A 15,941-nucleotide genomic window follows, 5' to 3' on the forward strand; every position below is an offset into this window, starting at 1 on the left:
CCCCGATCGACCCCAGCACGGAACGGAGGTTCGCCGCGATGAACAACGACGAGATCCTGGTCGGCTACGACGGCTCCGCCGACGCCACCGTCGCCCTCGACTGGGCGCTGGCCGAGGCCGGGCGCAGCGGCCGTCCGGTCCGCCTGGCGTACGTCTTCGAGTGGCTGACCGTGGCCGGCTGGGTCGGCCCCGGGGTGGCCCCCGGCATCTGGCCGGACGAGAACGCCCGCCGGCAGGTCGAGGAGCTGGTCCACAAGGCCGCGTCGGACGCCGCCGCCGCGCACCCCGGTGCCACCGTGCACGGCGAGGTCTTCGACGGCCCGCCCGCGCTGGTGCTGGAGGAGCGCTCCGTCGAGGCGGGGCTGCTGGTGCTCGGCAGCCGGGGGCACGGCGGGTTCGCCGGCCTGCTCGCCGGCTCCACGGCGGTGTCGGTGAGCGCGCACGCGCACTGCCCGGTGGTGGTGGTCCGCCAGGAGCAGGCGGGGGCCGCCGGCCCGGTCGTGGTCGGCTTCGACGGCTCCGACCCGGCCGTGGCGGCGCTCGGCTTCGCGGTCGAACGGGCCGCCCAGCGGGAAGCGCCGCTGCGGGTGGTCCGGGCCGTCGAACCCGCCGACCAGCGCCGCCCCGCCGAACGCGACACCGACGCCGCCGAACGGGCCGAGGTGGACGGGGCCCTCGCCCGGTGGCGGGAGACCTTCCCCGACGTGCCGGTCACCGTGGACGTCAGCCCGGGTCGCCCGGCGGCCACCCTGGTCGAGGCGAGCCGGGACGCCCAGCTCGTGGTGGTGGGCAGCCGGGGCCGGGGCGGGCTGCGCGGCATGCACCTCGGCTCGGTCGGCCAGCAGCTCATCCAACACGCGCACTGCCCCGTCGCGGTCGTCCGGGAACGCTGAACCCGCCGACTCCGGGTCGTCGACGTGCCGGGACTGCCGGGACCTGCGGGTCGTCGCAGCGACCGGGTCGACGTACCACAGATCCGGCGGAACCGGATAGGCCGAAGTACCCGCCCGGTAGGGCCCGCGTACCGTGCCCCGGTCGGGGCGGAGCGGAGAGGATGGGAGCCGCATCCCCGCCCCCGGAAGCGTCCGGATGGGGCACGATGGGAGAAACGGAAAGGTCGTGACGATGAGCCACGAGACGCCGGCAACGGACCGCCCGCTGACCACCGCGCTCGCGGAGGCCGCCGCGACGGCCGGCTACGCCCCCTCGGTGCACAACACGCAGCCGTGGCGCTGGCGGGTCCTGCCGGACGCCCTGGAACTGCGGGTGGTCCGGGACCGCCAGCTCACCGCCGCCGACCCGGAGGGCCGGCTGCTGGCGCTGAGCTGCGGCGCGGCGCTGCACCACGCCCGGGTCGCGCTGGCCGCCGAGGGCTGGACGGCCGTGGTCGAGCGGCTGCCCGACCCGGCGCACCCGGAGCTGCTGGCCCGGCTGACCGGCCTGACGCGCGCCGGGGCCGCCCCGGACGCCATGCGGCTGGTGCAGTGCATGCAGGTGCGGCACACCGACCGCCGTCCGGTCAGCGACGAGCAGGTGCCCGCCGACGCGATCGGCGAGATCACCCGCGCGGCGAGTGCCGAGGGCGCCCAGTTGCAGATCCTCGACTCCGACCAGGTGATGGAGCTGGCCGCCGCGGCCTCCCACGCCGGCGTCGTCGAGGCGGAGGACCCGCAGACCCGCGACGAGTTGCAGTACTGGACCAACCGGGCCGGCAGCGGCACCGGCCTGCCGCCGGAGGTGCTGCCGCAGGACCAGCCGCAGACCACCGTGCCCGGCCGCGACTTCGGCCGCACCGGCAGCCTGCCGGTCGGTCCCGGCCACGACAAGGCCGCCGGGTACGCGCTGCTCTTCGGCGACGAGGACGAGCCGCAGAGCTGGCTGCGGGCCGGTGAGGCGCTCTCCGCGCTCTGGCTCACCGCCACCCGGCGCGGGGTGTCCGTGGTGCCGCTCTCCGGCGTGGTCGAGGTGCCCGGCACCCGGCAGACGCTGCGTCAGCTACTCAGCGGGCTCGGCTTCCCGTACCTGGTGCTGCGCCTCGGGATCGCGGACCCGGCGCAGGCCGGTCCGCCGCGCACCCCCCGGCTGCCCACCGAGCAGGTGGTGGACACCTCGGCGGTACGCGACCAGCCCGCCTGACGAGCAGGTGCCGGACGATCGGCGGGCGGTAGCATCGCCCGGGTGGCCACCAGCGCACCGCCTCCCCGCAGCGAACACCCGACCCCGTCGCTGGGGCTGAGCCCGCTGTCCCGGGTCCGGCTCGACGAGCTGCTCCAGGAGATGCTGGATCGGGTCGGCGACGTGATGACCAGCCGGGAACGGCTGCGGGCGCTGCTCGACGCGGTGGTCGGCATCGGCTCCGACCTCGACCTGCGCAGCACCCTGCAACGGATCGTGCGGTCGGCCTGCGAGTTGGTCGGGGCCCGTTACGGCGCGCTCGGCGTGATCGGGCCGGACCGGCTGCTGCACGACTTCATCGTGCACGGGATCAGCCCCGAGCTGCACGCGGAGATCGGCGACCTGCCGCACGGGCGGGGCGTGCTCGGCCTGCTGATCGACGAGCCCCGCCCGGTCCGCATGCCGGACATCACCCAGCACCCCCAGTCGTACGGCTTCCCCCCGCACCACCCGCCGATGCACAGCTTCCTCGGGGTGCCGGTACGCATCCGCGACCAGGTCTTCGGCAACCTCTACCTGGCCGAGAAGCAGGGTGCCCCGGAGTTCAGCGAGGACGACGAGGAGATCGTGGTGGCGCTGGCCGCCGCAGCCGGCGTGGCCATCGAGAACGCCCGCCTCTACGCGCTGGCCCACCGGCGGGAACGTTGGCTGGCCGCGACCGCCGAGATCACCTCGGTGCTGCTCGGCGAGGTGCGCCGCACCGACGCGCTGACCCTGGTGGCCCGGCGGGCCCGGGAGGTCTCCGAGGCGGAACTGGCCCTGGTGCTGCTCTACGACGAGGACGCCGGCCAGTTCACCGTCGAGGTGGTCGACTCCGCCGACGGGGCCGCCCGGGAGTTGGTCGGCGCGCTGCTGCCGGCCGCCGAGACCAGCTTCGCCGGCTCGGTGACCGAGCACCGCCACGAGCTGCTGGACGACCTGGCCGAGGCCGCGCCCTGGCCGGTACCGGTGGTGGCCGGCCCGGCGGTGGTCTCCCCGCTCGCCGCCGCCGACACCCTGCACGGCGTGCTGGTGGTCGCCCACCGGCCCGACGCCGGCCGGACCGCCGACGAGGACGTCCGGCTGCTCGCCAGCTTCGCCGGGCAGGCGGCGCTGGCCATGGAGCGCGCCCGGGGCCAGGAGGAGCGCGAGCTGCTGGTGGTCCTGGAGGACCGCGAACGGATCGCCCGGGACCTGCACGACGTGGTGATCCAGCGACTCTTCGCCACCGGGCTGCAACTCCAGAGCGGTGCGATGAACGCCCGCCCCGAGGTCGCCAAGCGGATCAACGCGGCCGTCGACGACCTCGACGCCACCATCCGCGACATCCGCCGTACCATCTTCGAGCTGCGCACCCCGATGAGCGCGGCGCTGCGCACCGAGATCCGGGAGGCGGTCGACGTGGCCGCCGGGTCGCTCGGCTTCCGCCCCGCCGTCGAGCTGGACGGCCCGATCGACAGCGCGGTGCCGGAGGCGGTCCGCCCCGACCTCACCGCCGTGCTGCGCGAGGCGCTGTCCAACGCGGTACGCCACGCCGGGGCCGGCCGGGTCACCGTCGCCGTCCGGGTGGACGCCGGTCGGGTCACCGTGACGGTCACCGACGACGGGGTGGGCTGTGACCCGGCCGCCGCCCGGGGCGGCCTGGTCAACCTCCGTGAACGCGCCGAACGCCACGGCGGCGAATTCGAGGTACGCCGGGTCGAGCCGCACGGCACCCGGCTCCACTGGTCGGTCCCGCTGCGCGACTGATCCGGGGGCGCCCGGTCGCGGCCGTCCGGGGTCAGGTGTCGTCGCTCGTCGGCGCCGTTGCCGGCGGGCGGCGGGGCGTTGGCGCCGGGCGGGACCGGCGGGTCAGTGGCGCTGGCCGAGGAGACGGGTGGCGAGGACGGCGGCCTGGGTACGACGCTCCAGGCCCAGCTTGGCCAGGACGCTGGAGACGTAGTTCTTCACCGTCTTCTCGGCCAGGAACATCTTGCCGGCGATCTCCCGGTTGGTCAGCCCCTCGGCCACGTACTCCAGGATGCGGCGCTCCTGCTCGGTGAGGGTCTTCAGCTCGCGGGGCTGCTCGACGCCGCTGCGGATGCGCTCCAGCACCCGGGTGGTGATCGCCGGGTCGAGCAGCGACTGACCGGCCGCCACCCGGCGCACCGCGTCGACCAGGTCGGTGCCCCGGATCTGCTTCAGCACGTAGCCGGCGGCACCGGCCATGATCGCGGCGAAGAGCGCCTCGTCGTCCTCGTACGAGGTGAGGATCAGGCCCTTGATCGAGGAGTCCACGGCCCGGATGTCCCGACACACGTCGATGCCGTTGCCGTCGGGCAGCCGGGCGTCGAGGATCGCCACGTCCGGCCGGAGCGGGGGGATCCGCCGGGATGCCTCCTGCGCGGAGCCGGACTCGCCGACCACTTCGATGTCACCGCTGCTCTGCAACAGGTCGGCAAGGCCACGACGGACGACCTCGTGGTCGTCGAGGAGGAACACCCGGATCATCCCTCGTTTCTACCCGTCCCGCCCGGCGGGCGCACGGGCCGAAGGTCCCTAACCCGGCGCGTCACCCCGCCGGGGCCGACCGCGCCCGTGGCCGGCCGGCACAGCACCGACGGCGGGTCACCGCACCCGGTCCGGGCGGGGCGGACGGCCGGTGGTCGCCCCGGGCAGGGATGCCCGGCCGGTCGGGACGTCCGGCCCTGCCCGGACCGCCCCCGGGTGACGGACCGTGGAGAGGAACCACCACCGCCACGACGGGTGTCGCCGGGCAGGGGCATCCGCACCCGGACCGTCGGGACCGCCCGCCGGGCGGCGGCACCACGGGTCGTCCGGCCCGGGCGGGCCGACGCCGATCCACGGAAGGAGCATGACCATGGGCACCGGCTTCACCGTCGCGCAGCTACGGGCCGCCGCCACGGACGCCGTCCGCGCGCCTTCGCTGCACAACACCCAGCCGTGGCGGTTCCGGCTCCACGACGGCGGGATCGAACTGTCCGTCGACCCGGCCCGCCGGCTGCCGGCCACCGACCCGAGCGGCTGGGCGGCGCGGGTCGCCTGCGGGGCGGCCCTGTTCAACCTGCGCCTCTCGCTCGCCGTGGCGGGCACCCCGGCGACCGTACGGCTGCGTCCGTACCCGACCGAACCGGACGTGCTGGCCCGGCTGGTCCCGGACCTGCCGCGCCGGCCCTCCCCCGCCGAGCGGAGCCGGTACGCGGCGATCCCGCGCCGGTTCAGCAACCGGGCGCCGTTCTGGCCCGACCCGGTGCCCGCCGACGCCCGCTGGCGGCTCGGCGAGGCGGCCCGCGCCGAGCAGTGCTGGCTGGAACTGGTCATCGGGGTGAGCGCCGTGAACGCCTTCGCCGAGATCGCCCGCAGCGCCCACCGGGTGCTCGAACGCGACCCCGCCTACCGGGCCGAACGCGCCGCCTGGGTCCGCGCCGAGCCCTCCCCCGACGGGGTCCCGACCCGGGCCGGCGGACCGCAGGCCGAACCGCAGGACCTGCTGCCGGCGCGGGGCTTCGGCGGCCTGGACCGGGCACCCGGCCGGGACTTCGAGCCGGAGCCGCTGGTGGCGGTGGTCGGTTCGGCCGGCAACACCGTCGTGGACCAGGTGCTCGCCGGGCAGGCGTTGCAGCGGGTGCTGCTCGCCGCGACCGACTCGGGGCTGGCGGTGTCGCTGCTCTCCCAGCCGATCGAGGTGCCGGGGGCGCGGGAGGCGCTGCGGCTGTCGCTCGGGCGGTACGGCACGCCGCAGATGGTGATGCGGATCGGGTACGGCCAGCCGGGGGTGCCCACCCCGAGGCGGAGCGTGGACGAGGTGCTGGACCTGGCGGCGACCCGAACGTGATGACCTGGCGCGTCGACGGATCGGCCGGCTGCCCGGCCGCCGCACGCCCGTCACCGCACCGTCGTGAGCAGGGCGGCCTCCCGTTCGGGGTCCAGGCCCACCGCCGCCCGCACCGGCCGGCCCGCCCGGGGCGGCACCGCACCCACCCGCCGTAGCCAGCGCCAGGTGTCGCCGATCGTCTCGGCCACCGGGCGGCAGGTCAGCCCCGCCGCGTACGCCTTCTCGACGCCGCGCTCCTGCAACCACCGGTACTCGTGGCCCGGCGGGATCCAGATCGGCAGGTCGTTCCACGGCACCACCCCGGCGGCCAGGATCGGCTCCGGGTCGGTCCACCGCAGCCGGGCGTCGGACCCGGTCGCCGCCACCGCCCCGGTCAGCAGCTCGCCCATCGTGGTGTGCCCGGACCGGCTGATCACGTTGAACGCCCCGCCGACGCCTTCGGCGGCCCGGTCCAACGTCCAGGCGGCCAGGTCCCGCACGTCGACGTACTGCACGGGCAGGTCCGCCGGGCCGGGGGCGAGGACGTCGCCGCCCCGGGCCACCCGGTGCAGCCACCAGGGCAGCCGGCCGATGTCCTCACCCGGGCCGAGGATCAGCCCCGCCCGTACCAGCAGGGCCCGGTCGCCGAACACCTCGGTGGCGGCGAGTTCGCCACCGGCTTTGCAGCGCGGGTAGTCGTCGTCCGAGGTGTCACCCGCCTCAGCCATCACGACGGGCGCCTGCTCGCCGACGCCGGACGGCACCGGTGGGGCGTACACGGATCCGCTGGAGATGTAGGCGTAGTGGCGGGCGGCGCGCAGCAGCGTGGCGGCGTCGAGTACCGCGCGGGGCCGGCCGTCCCAGGTGTCGACCACCAGGTCCCACTCGCCGCCGGCCAGTTCGGCCAGCCCGTCCGGCGCGGACCGGTCGCCCCGCAACCGGCGTACGCCCGGTGGGGTGTCGCCGTGCAGCCCCCGGTTGAGCATGGTCACCGCCCAGCCCCGACGTACCCCCTCGGCCACGAGGGCGGAGCCGACGAACCCGGTGCCGCCCAGCATCAGCAGTCTCATGCGTCCCACCCTGCCGGCCGCGCCGGCCGATCGGCTCACCTGTTCACCGGTAGCGGATCTGCCCTCGGCAGAACCCGCGTGACGCGGCCGGTCCGTGCCGGGACGTCCGGTTCCGGCCCCGACCACCGGCGGATTCCGGCGCGCGTCCGGTTCCATGCCGCCGGTGCCGAAGTGAGCCGTAAATCCGGTTCCACGCCCGGGGCGGGCGGGGTTTCGGACCGGACGTCCCGCCTCGCGGCGGCGCGGGGTACCCGGCCCGGACGGATCGGGCACCCTGGGGCCGGTGTCCCGTGACCGGTGGCACCCCCACGGCGGAATCCCGGCCGGCCCGCAGTCGTTACACCCTCCGTACGACCGCAGCAGCGCCCCCGCCCGGCCAGCCCGGGAGGCGGGCAGCGCCCCGGAATGACCTGGGGCCGCCGGTCGTTACACCTGGTCCGGGCGCGAGTCGCAAGGCCGCCCGGGACTCCTCGAACTTCCCCCGCATGAGCGCCCCGTCGTGGTGCTTGCCCAGTCGTGCCCCCCGGCACGCTCCGGGCCGACCCCCCGAAGGAGCATCCCCATGAACACCACCATCCTGCGCAAGAGCGTTCTCGGTATCGCCGGTCTGGCCTTCGCCGGTGGCGTCTTCGCCGGCCCGGCCACCCACGCCCACGCCGCCCCGGCGATGGACGCCAAGCCCGTCGCAGTCGTGCAGGTCGACAAGCCGGCCGTGGACAAGGGCAAGCTGATCCCGCACGGCGTGCAGGGCGCGCAGTCCCGCATCGACCTGGGTGACGAGCAGACCGCCAACGTCAAGGCGATCATCGACGCCACCAAGAAGTCCGGCATGGACGAGCGGGCCGCCGTGGTCGCCATCGCGACCAGCCTCCAGGAGTCCAAGCTGGAGAACCTGGGCCACCTGGGCGACCGCAACGACCACGACTCCCAGGGCCTGTTCCAGCAGCGGCCGTCCTCGGGCTGGGGCACGGTGGAGCAGATCACCGACCCCGGGTACGCCACGACGGCCTTCCTCAAGGGCCTCAAGCAGGTCGACGGTTGGCAGGACATGCCGCTGACCAAGGCCGCCCAGACCGTGCAGGTCTCGGCGTACCCCGACCACTACGCCCAGTGGGAGCAGCAGGCCGCCGACCTGGTCGCCCAGCACTGGAACGGCTGACCCGCACCCGCAAGCGACCGGTGACACGACGAAGGCCCCGGCTCGATGAGCCGGGGCCTTCGTGACGCTCTGGTGGAACTCATGGAGGCCCTTGTACACCCCTGTTGGGAGGCCAGACGTCTGCTTGCGATGGCCAGACGATGGGCATGACGACGCAGAGTCTCTTGACCGTTCCGGGACCCTGACCCGTCTCACATGGCAGGGACGAGCTGCTCCAGGTTCCGCCAGTCCTTGGCTGCCCAGTCCATCAACTGACGGACGCGCTCCTTACCCTCGTTGATCACGACGTCAACGAAGCACTCACACCTCGCCAGATCCCGACCGTTGAGCATGCACACCGCGATGCCCGCGATCTGCATACCTCTCGACACGGCCACGAGCTGCTGGTCCCAGGGCAGCGGGATGCGCTTGGCGATCTCCCTGCCGAAGACTCTGACCACACGCGGCGTACTGAGCACCTCCAACAGGTAGCTCACCAGGTCGCCGACCCGGTCATGGAGCCAGTCCTTGCCGTCCAGCGCGGCACGGGCAAGGCGAGCGAGTCCCTTGCAGTTCCGCCCCGACCAGTCGCGCGTCAGCCGATCCCACACCCTGTCCCCTGCGTAGCTGGCCGCTTGGGCCACGGCTGCGTCGACCGCTCCGCCAGTGACCGTCGCCTCGATGTACTGGATGGCCTCGGCAACCAGGGCGTCCCGTACTGCGGGTGAGAGCCTCGGGCGTGATCGTGTCGATGCTCGGGATGGACGGGGCGAGCTTGCTGTCCGTTGAGTCTGCGGCGGTGGCTTCGACTTGGCCTTCTTGGGAGTGTGCTTGGCGTACTCGGATAAGCGACCACGAAGGGGGACCTCCGGCCGACCGCGATGCTGCGGACATCTCTGACCTACGTGGCTGACCGGGCGCTGACAGGCGCGCCCGTCCTCGTCACGCGGTCCCCTGCACTTGACCTTCTGCTTACGCGGCCTCTGAGCCATGGCCGTACGTAATCAGACCGGCACTCGACGCGGCAGCCTCCGATCTTGTCGGATCTTGGACAGGTGACAGCCATCAGCCCAGAAGGCCGGGTTTGCACACAGTCGACGAGGTGCACCTGATCCAGGGTCTTATGAACCCGGACTGGGAGGCGCGAGGCTGCTCAGGACCGCTACTCGCCAAAGGAAGACAGTAACAAAGCACACCTAACGTTCTGCGGCATCAAACAACTCGACCATTCCATAGGCGTTGAGGGCTAGCAACTGATCGATCAGGTCGAGGGCTTCGCGTCGCTGACCATGTGAAGTTGCCTGTGCGTATGCTCTGAATACAAGCTGCCCCACCTCCCTCGCGTCTCCAGCCGCACCCGTCGAAATGTCGCCAATATCCGCACCATGGACTTCGGTGAACCGACGAGCACACAAAATTACAAGGGCATCAACGCGATCGGGCGCACGTTCGAGCGTTATTAACAGTTGCGGCACGGCCTCGGAGTATGCCTCTGAGGAGATCAAGGCGGTCAGGACGCGAGAGAATCGACGCAGCCGTTCATTGCGAAGAACGCCAGCAACCTCCGCTGCCACCTCACGAACACCCTTGTCACTATCGTTCATCAGGTGGATGAGGGTGTCCTCTGCCACGGCCGAATTCGTAGCGGCGGGAAGCAAATGAGCGCATGCCATGGCCGCGCCTGTCCGAGCTGCGGCATCTTGGCCCGCAACAACAGCCTGAAGAAGACCTTCCTGCCCCCACTGCACAGCAGCGATAGCCGCCAGGGCGCCGCCGCCTTGCCGTACTTCCGCAGCCTCTGCAGCTAGCATGCGCGGCACAAGTGGCATTACGATCGCAGGGTCGGCGTTGCCGATGTACCTAATAAGTCGAGTTACCGTCTCAACAACAAGCAACCTATCGTCGCCCTGCACTAACAGCTTGAATGCATCGACTGCCTGAGGTCGCGCATGCATCAAGCAACCCGCAACAATCTGGGCAACGCATGCTCGAACTGCTACAGATGGATCCTGCGCCAACCGGTCTAAGACTGGCACTACCAGCGCCGTGCGACGCCCGTCTGAATCGTAAACAAGAAGATACCCCAACGTGAGGGCGAGGCTACCTCTCGCCGTGTTCATACCCTCCGACATGATTACACCGTCGAGCGATTCCCGTTCACCCAACTCATGGTTTGGCCATCTGTCTGCGACAGGGTCCTCTGAGCTCATGATCCGTTCGATGAGCATTGTAATGATGTCAGCGGGAACATCGCTCTTAAGGTAGTTCTTTCGAAGCGGCCAGCCGAGCCATCGGTCGTTCTGCCCAAGGTGAAGCGAAGCAATGTGACGTATAGCTACGAAAACCGGATTGGGATCTGGGAGTGGGTCACCTTCACCCAGGCCCATCAGGATCGCCTCGGTATAGTCGGGATTAATCGAGTCATCGAGCCGCAAGGCAAGTCTTGCGAATCGCACAGGATCCTTCGCCACCTCGCCCTGCAGAACATGCGATAGTTCGCGGGAACCGCCTCGAAAGGTCGTAAAGCTCTCCCGATTCGAGTTGTGTCTCGCCATGGCGCGGAACCAGTCTTCGTCAGACATGTACTGGGCCGCATCCGGTGCAATAGGCGACTCGACCTGACGAACGACGATTGGCTCGGGCTCCTCTGGAGAATCCATTCCCGTGAGACGCCTGAGTTCGCCTAGCCGTCTCCGACCCAGAAGGGACAGCCTGGACTCACCCATGGCAGACAGGAGACAAAAGACGTACCAACCGGGGTTCCTCCTCTCCCACGAGAACCGGAGAGCGACCACCTCGCTCTCCAAACGGCTAAACAGTTCGGGGGACAAGTGAGGAGTAATAGCCTCTATGAGTTGACGGGTTGTCCAGACACCATTGGACATGTAACCGCTTAGGAAACGGGTAGAGCCCTCCAGAAGAAGACTACCCGCCCAATCCGCATAGTGTGAAGCCGCCGCACCTCTCAGACCTTCATACAATAGCCATTGCGCCGCCTCATGCTGGTCTGCTGCCAACTTCTCCAGCAAGGGCCGGGCAGCCGCTGGGTCATTCCCGGCGAAGCTTCGAAGAGCGCTGGCCGCACCAAAAAGCACCGCGTCCTCAAGCTCATGGAAGCTGTCGTCAGGAACTCGATAGCCGAAGTGTGCATCTGCAAGGAGATGCTCCGCCCACGGTCGTTCCGTCAGGCGCATTACGGACAATAAGTAGGGTGTGATTAACTCACAGAAGACCCGCGGAGCACCCTTTGCAGCCCCTGTCGTTAGTCTGATCAGCGCGTCGTCGCCGTCAAGGAGAAGCGCTACCCTTCCGGACTCATCTACAGCCAAAGCATTCGGCCGCAAAGCTAGGTGCGCGACAAGCAGTTCCGCCGCCCATGCAGGCTGATGCTCCGCCAGGTCGTAGGTAAACATCCACAGGTCGTGGCCATAATCTTGTAGCTTGCCAGTACGGATGGCATCGAGGAGGATATCGAAGAGTGGGCGGCTTTCGTGAACGTTTGCAAAACGTACAGTCCAGAGCAGCCAGTTGGCGTACCTTTCACGTCCCGCGTGTGGCGCGAGAAGTTCCGCCATTCGCTCTGGCCTTTCCTTCATCCCACCGAGCGCCATATGCAGCGCGTTGTCCTGGACTCGCTCATCGCCACTAGCGAGCCATTCCTCGAACATCCCCTCGGCGTCAAGGCGATCGAACCAAGGCAAGGTGCGCAGGGACAACCACACTCGACTTTCGAATGGCGGGTTGGCGTCAAGGACTCGGTTCATCATGTCCCAGTCAGCACTCGACGGTTCCGAAAGCGAGCGAACGATGCCGAGCACCACTTCTTTGATGTGGAATCTAACCTGCTCATGCATGAGCAGGCCCTCAACCTCTTCTACGAATCTCCCCGGATCTGATGCCCTGAGATGACTAAGAATCTGACGAACTTGAGATCGCCGGAATAGCTCCTGTTCCCCAGCGAGGAGGAACTCGACGATGCTTTGCCGTTGACTAATCCACGCCCGAGTAAAGACATACCCGAAAAACGCCTCATGGAAGAAGGCGATCCGCTGGCCGTCCCTAACCAAAACATGTTCCGACACCAGCACACCGGCATCGACAGTCAGATCGTCATGGTCAAGGGTCGAGACATCTATCCAAAGCCGCTGCCGCGAACTCATCGCGCTCGCAACGGTTCTAGCGACCTGCGCGAAGCGCGTGCCTTCACGACGATGCAAACAGGCAATCACTTTGCGATCCCAGAAAGCATCAAAAAGACCGTTCGGAGTCTGAAAGGACAGGGCTCCGGCTTGGTCGGCAATGCTCTGCAATAGCACGAGGTGCAGCGGCGATCGGAGTAAATCTACTTGTCGTTGGTCGAGAGAATCTGGATCAAGCCCCATCTTGTCGACCGCGTCTGCCACCTGCGACTCAGATAGCTTCCCTAGCTCTACTCTTGCAGAGCGTTCACCAGTAACCAGTTCCCGAATACGGTGGTCATTCTCAACGTCAAACTTTCGACAAGCGAGCACGATCCGCATCGTCGGGAAAGCGGCAGCCTCTCTAATCGTGTTTGCAATAGCGTCAAAGCTGCGCGGCATCCGCCCCGAGGCGAGACTGACGGCGTCAAGCTGATCTATTACGAGTACAGACGGGCGTTGGCCCGCTACCACCGAGAGCGCGGACACCGGCGAGACTGTCAGCCCAAGCTTTTCACCGAGTTCGGCCGTTGACGCGAAAGCCTCAAGACGATCGAGGCGGAAGCCAAGAACTGCTACATCCTTGGTGGTCAATTCACCGGCCAACTCGTGAAGGACGGCGCTCTTGCCATAACCTGCGTCACCCGTAAGGAGTAGTAGCTGGTCCTCGCCCTCCAATAATTCAACGAGCCTAGCCGTCTCACTCCTGGGAATGGCCGGCTTTATGAGTTCGCGTTCAATCCCGGCGATCCAACCCGCCGTGATGGCAGCGGCATGTTCGGCGATCGTCGCCGTTCGCACTTGTTGGGCGCGCCGTAGTCCGTACTCAGACAAGCCTGCCTCAATAGCCGCAGCATCTAGTCGGACTCCTAGATTCTGCTGAACAAAGTCCCCTAAACCAACTGCAGCCAATCGGCCTGCCGCACCCTCCAGAAGCATGTCAGCAATTACAGCGTTTATGTCATTGAGGCTTCGCTCGTCATGCCACTCGATCCAAAAGCCCCGAAGAATAGTCCATGCTGCCTCAGGCGATCCGAAGATATCAGTAGAGGCAAGCTGATCGAAAGATTCTTTCAGCTCGTCACTTAGAAAATTCTTGGTAAACGAATCTAGGTCGGACGAGCGCCGAGCCCTATCAGCCAACTCTTGAATTGGGCGGGCAGGAATTATGGAGACGAAGTGGAACCTGCGACCAGCGCTGACATGTTTGCGAGCGTTTTCCCAAATACCCTTTTCCTGCAATGACTTGGGAGTCCAGCTGTTCGCGTTACGGTTCTGACGCTTCACCTGGTGGACTTGTATCGACATGCCATCACTAAAAGTAAACTCCGCGCCTTCCGCGAACTCGTCGATATCTTCGACTGTAATAGACATTCCAGCCCCCGATAGAACCCGCAGGACATGCCGTACCGTCCAAGCGCCTTCGTATCGGTTGCCGAACTTGTCAGTCTCGCCGCCAGGTCGCGGACTCATGCTCCGGTCTCCGATTCAATCCAAGCAGAGTACAAGCGTCGTGCAGATGGCCTCGGGCAAGTGGAACTCATAGCATCTATATTGTGGGAACACAGCAATATTTGTCAAACATCTCTGGGAAGTGAATGAGCTGGCCTCATCACAAGGATGCCTCGCCCCTTCCTGTTGCCGAATCAATACAGGTTGCCCAGAGTTACATCACCGTGACCGTTCAGTACTCTGATTCGTATGACAGCGCAACGCATCACCATGCAGTATTGCACCTTCTCAAGGAAGCGCTGGTACTCGTCTTCTGGTACAAGAAGGAATTGCGCAGCTTCCTGACTTCGGTCTTGCAAACCCGGGCCGAGAGGCGTGAAGACCGCTGGATGGAGTTCATCAACTAGATCCAGTAGCTTTCTTCCATGAGGGGGTGCGGCGCGAGCAGCCCTGCTCCAATGCTCATACCGTGGGTCTTCATCCTCCACTCTTCGAACTCCTTTCGAGCGCCATTCAGTGCATCACACTGCTCCTGGGAAAGATAGAACTGGTATGCCTTCACCTTGTCCCAGGCGCCGTACACCTCCTTAAAGATCGGATGCCTTACGACGGCGAGTGTAAGGTAGCGCTCAACGGCAGCAGCGACAGCTTCCTTGGCAACCCGAGGCTCTAGCTTTGGCAAGACATCTACGCCCCCGTCAGTGCTGTAAACAACCACTACTGCCGGAGGAGGACTTGAGTCCAGATAGCGCAACGCATTGTTAAATCGACTACCCCGTGCGGGGTCACCCCGCCCTGCAGCGCGCCCATCGAGAATAACGCCAATCGCGTGGCAATTGCCTTCGGGGTCAACTAAGATAGCGCCGTCCATCGCCGTTAGCTGGCTGAGCATATCTTCCGACAGAGCAAACGGTTCCACGGACCATGCTTGCGGCTCAAGGCGCGCAGCCTCAGTTGCCGCGTCGTCTGAAATCACAAGCATCGCACCATGATCGTTCCGGCTGGCTGCCCTTGCCAAGGCTGCCAGCTTGGAAACATCAGGTCGAGTGAGCTTGCGAGTTACACTATCCGCCAGGATCTCGAAGTCGAGGATATTTGCAGGAAGATGTGCAATTCCATCTCGGACACTGAGTAGTGCAACTGCTCCATGACGGACATCCCAGGAACCGCGTCCAAGGAGCGCAACTTCAAACAGCGCCTCATCTGTCTCATCATAGCCTTTCGAAACGCTTCCCAAACCGTAGATGTCACCATCGTGCATCAAAATCCCAGTTGTTTCCGTGCTTGCTTCAACCAGCTTTCGTACGGCGCGTGTGTCCTGAACCGGCACCGGATTTCGGAGCTTAAGTGCCACCTTAATGGCGTTATTTGCCGGATCGCCGATAATCAGGCGACCAACTCCAGACCGACCCTCGTAGGGCAACGCCGATATGGCACTGAAAAGCAGGTCATGATCTTCGGCGAAGATAGAGCCAGCACGATAAAGGATACCGCGAACGAACTTCGAGGTAGCACTTCTCACAAGTTCCGGGCTTCCGGCACCCAGAACTTCAAGGTCTGCGCCAGCGTCCGGCACAAACAAATTCATGCTCGCACGGTACAGAATCTCCTCTACAAGGGCATGTACCAATGAGGGTGCTAGGCTGAATCGATCGCGCCGAGTTGACTGCAGTCGCGGAACCTTGGCGAGCTCTTCTTTCGCCACATGAATAACTGCGTATACACGGTAATCGCCTACCACAGTCGGACCACCGAAGAAGAACTCTCGGCCGTGGCTTGCATGGTGTTGTTGCAGAGTCTCCACGATTGCCTCGCCCAGCAGCCGACGCTTCAGTCGCCGATGGAACGTCTCATGCATGCCGGGGTGGCTGTGTATCATGTTTCGTTCCTCATGATTATCGTACAGCTCTACTGCTCGCCTTCTCGCTCCAGCGAAATCGCTGGGCTTGTACGGGCCATCCTCGGGCTCGATGCATACGTCATATGCATGCTGTCCTGATATTTGAAAGCCTACAAGCATCGCCTTAGGTTCACCAGCGAACCCGATTGCCTTCAGCGCGCTATCGGAACTATGTTCCAGCGAGGAACGGAACAGGTACTGGTAGCCCCACATGAACTGGTCGATGACCTTCCGC

The 15,941-nt window shown here is 66.8% G+C and carries 11 protein-coding genes; 6 read left to right on the top strand and 5 right to left on the bottom strand.

What is annotated here, in order from left to right; all coding sequences use genetic code 11:
- Window positions 1-38 precede the first annotated feature (38 nt).
- The 3 genes from ACIQG9_RS12845 (at window position 39) to ACIQG9_RS12855 (ending at window position 3,903) form a co-directional block, all read left to right on the top strand.
- Window positions 39-893, top strand: a complete 855-nt coding sequence (locus ACIQG9_RS12845) for a universal stress protein (protein WP_400401088.1) — start codon at window positions 39-41, stop codon at window positions 891-893.
- A gap of 232 nt (window positions 894-1,125) precedes the next feature.
- Window positions 1,126-2,136 carry an Acg family FMN-binding oxidoreductase gene (locus ACIQG9_RS12850; RefSeq protein ID WP_400401090.1) on the top strand — a complete coding sequence of 337 codons (1,011 nt, stop codon included), beginning with the start codon at window positions 1,126-1,128 and terminating at the stop codon, window positions 2,134-2,136.
- A 96-nt stretch (window positions 2,137-2,232) separates the two neighbouring features.
- The gene (locus ACIQG9_RS12855; protein ID WP_400401668.1) at window positions 2,233-3,903 is read left to right on the top strand and encodes a GAF domain-containing protein; all 1,671 of its coding nucleotides are present in this window, start codon (window positions 2,233-2,235) and stop codon (window positions 3,901-3,903) included.
- A gap of 102 nt (window positions 3,904-4,005) precedes the next feature.
- Here the strand turns inward: ACIQG9_RS12855 and ACIQG9_RS12860 are convergent, their stop codons facing one another.
- Window positions 4,006-4,644 (bottom strand): response regulator, encoded by a 639-nt coding sequence (locus ACIQG9_RS12860; RefSeq protein WP_400401091.1) that lies wholly within the window; start codon window positions 4,642-4,644, stop codon window positions 4,006-4,008.
- Window positions 4,645-5,014: 370 nt separating this feature from the next.
- On the opposite strand from ACIQG9_RS12860, the gene ACIQG9_RS12865 reads away from it, so the two are divergent.
- A complete protein-coding gene (locus tag ACIQG9_RS12865) occupies window positions 5,015-5,989 on the top strand; it encodes an Acg family FMN-binding oxidoreductase (RefSeq protein ID WP_400401670.1) in 975 nt (324 codons plus the stop codon).
- A gap of 50 nt (window positions 5,990-6,039) precedes the next feature.
- On the opposite strand, the gene ACIQG9_RS12870 is transcribed toward ACIQG9_RS12865, so the two are convergent.
- A complete protein-coding gene (locus tag ACIQG9_RS12870; RefSeq protein ID WP_400401092.1) occupies window positions 6,040-7,038 on the bottom strand; it encodes an NAD-dependent epimerase/dehydratase family protein in 999 nt (332 codons plus the stop codon).
- A gap of 562 nt (window positions 7,039-7,600) precedes the next feature.
- Here ACIQG9_RS12870 and ACIQG9_RS12875 point away from each other — a divergent pair.
- The gene (locus ACIQG9_RS12875) at window positions 7,601-8,197 is read left to right on the top strand and encodes a hypothetical protein (protein WP_400401094.1); all 597 of its coding nucleotides are present in this window, start codon (window positions 7,601-7,603) and stop codon (window positions 8,195-8,197) included.
- A gap of 191 nt (window positions 8,198-8,388) precedes the next feature.
- On the opposite strand, the gene ACIQG9_RS12880 is transcribed toward ACIQG9_RS12875, so the two are convergent.
- Both ACIQG9_RS12880 and ACIQG9_RS12885 read right to left on the bottom strand, forming a co-directional pair.
- Window positions 8,389-8,787, bottom strand: a complete 399-nt coding sequence (locus ACIQG9_RS12880; RefSeq protein WP_400401096.1) for a hypothetical protein — start codon at window positions 8,785-8,787, stop codon at window positions 8,389-8,391.
- 585 nt (window positions 8,788-9,372) lie between these two features.
- Complete coding sequence (locus ACIQG9_RS12885; protein WP_400401098.1) at window positions 9,373-13,728, bottom strand: hypothetical protein; 4,356 nt, start codon at window positions 13,726-13,728, stop codon at window positions 9,373-9,375.
- Window positions 13,729-14,030: 302 nt separating this feature from the next.
- On the opposite strand from ACIQG9_RS12885, the gene ACIQG9_RS12890 reads away from it, so the two are divergent.
- On the top strand, window positions 14,031-14,213 hold the full coding sequence (locus ACIQG9_RS12890) for a hypothetical protein (RefSeq protein WP_400401100.1): 183 nt from the start codon (window positions 14,031-14,033) through the stop codon (window positions 14,211-14,213).
- Here ACIQG9_RS12890 and ACIQG9_RS12895 read toward each other — a convergent pair.
- On the bottom strand, window positions 14,210-15,919 hold the full coding sequence (locus ACIQG9_RS12895; protein WP_400401102.1) for a diadenylate cyclase: 1,710 nt from the start codon (window positions 15,917-15,919) through the stop codon (window positions 14,210-14,212). The two genes, ACIQG9_RS12890 and ACIQG9_RS12895, sit on opposite strands and share 4 nt — an antisense overlap.
- Window positions 15,920-15,941: the final 22 nt, after the last annotated feature.

This window comes from Micromonospora sp. NPDC092111 (assembly GCF_044755745.1).
In the GTDB taxonomy this organism is placed as follows: Bacteria; Actinomycetota; Actinomycetes; order Mycobacteriales; family Micromonosporaceae; genus Micromonospora.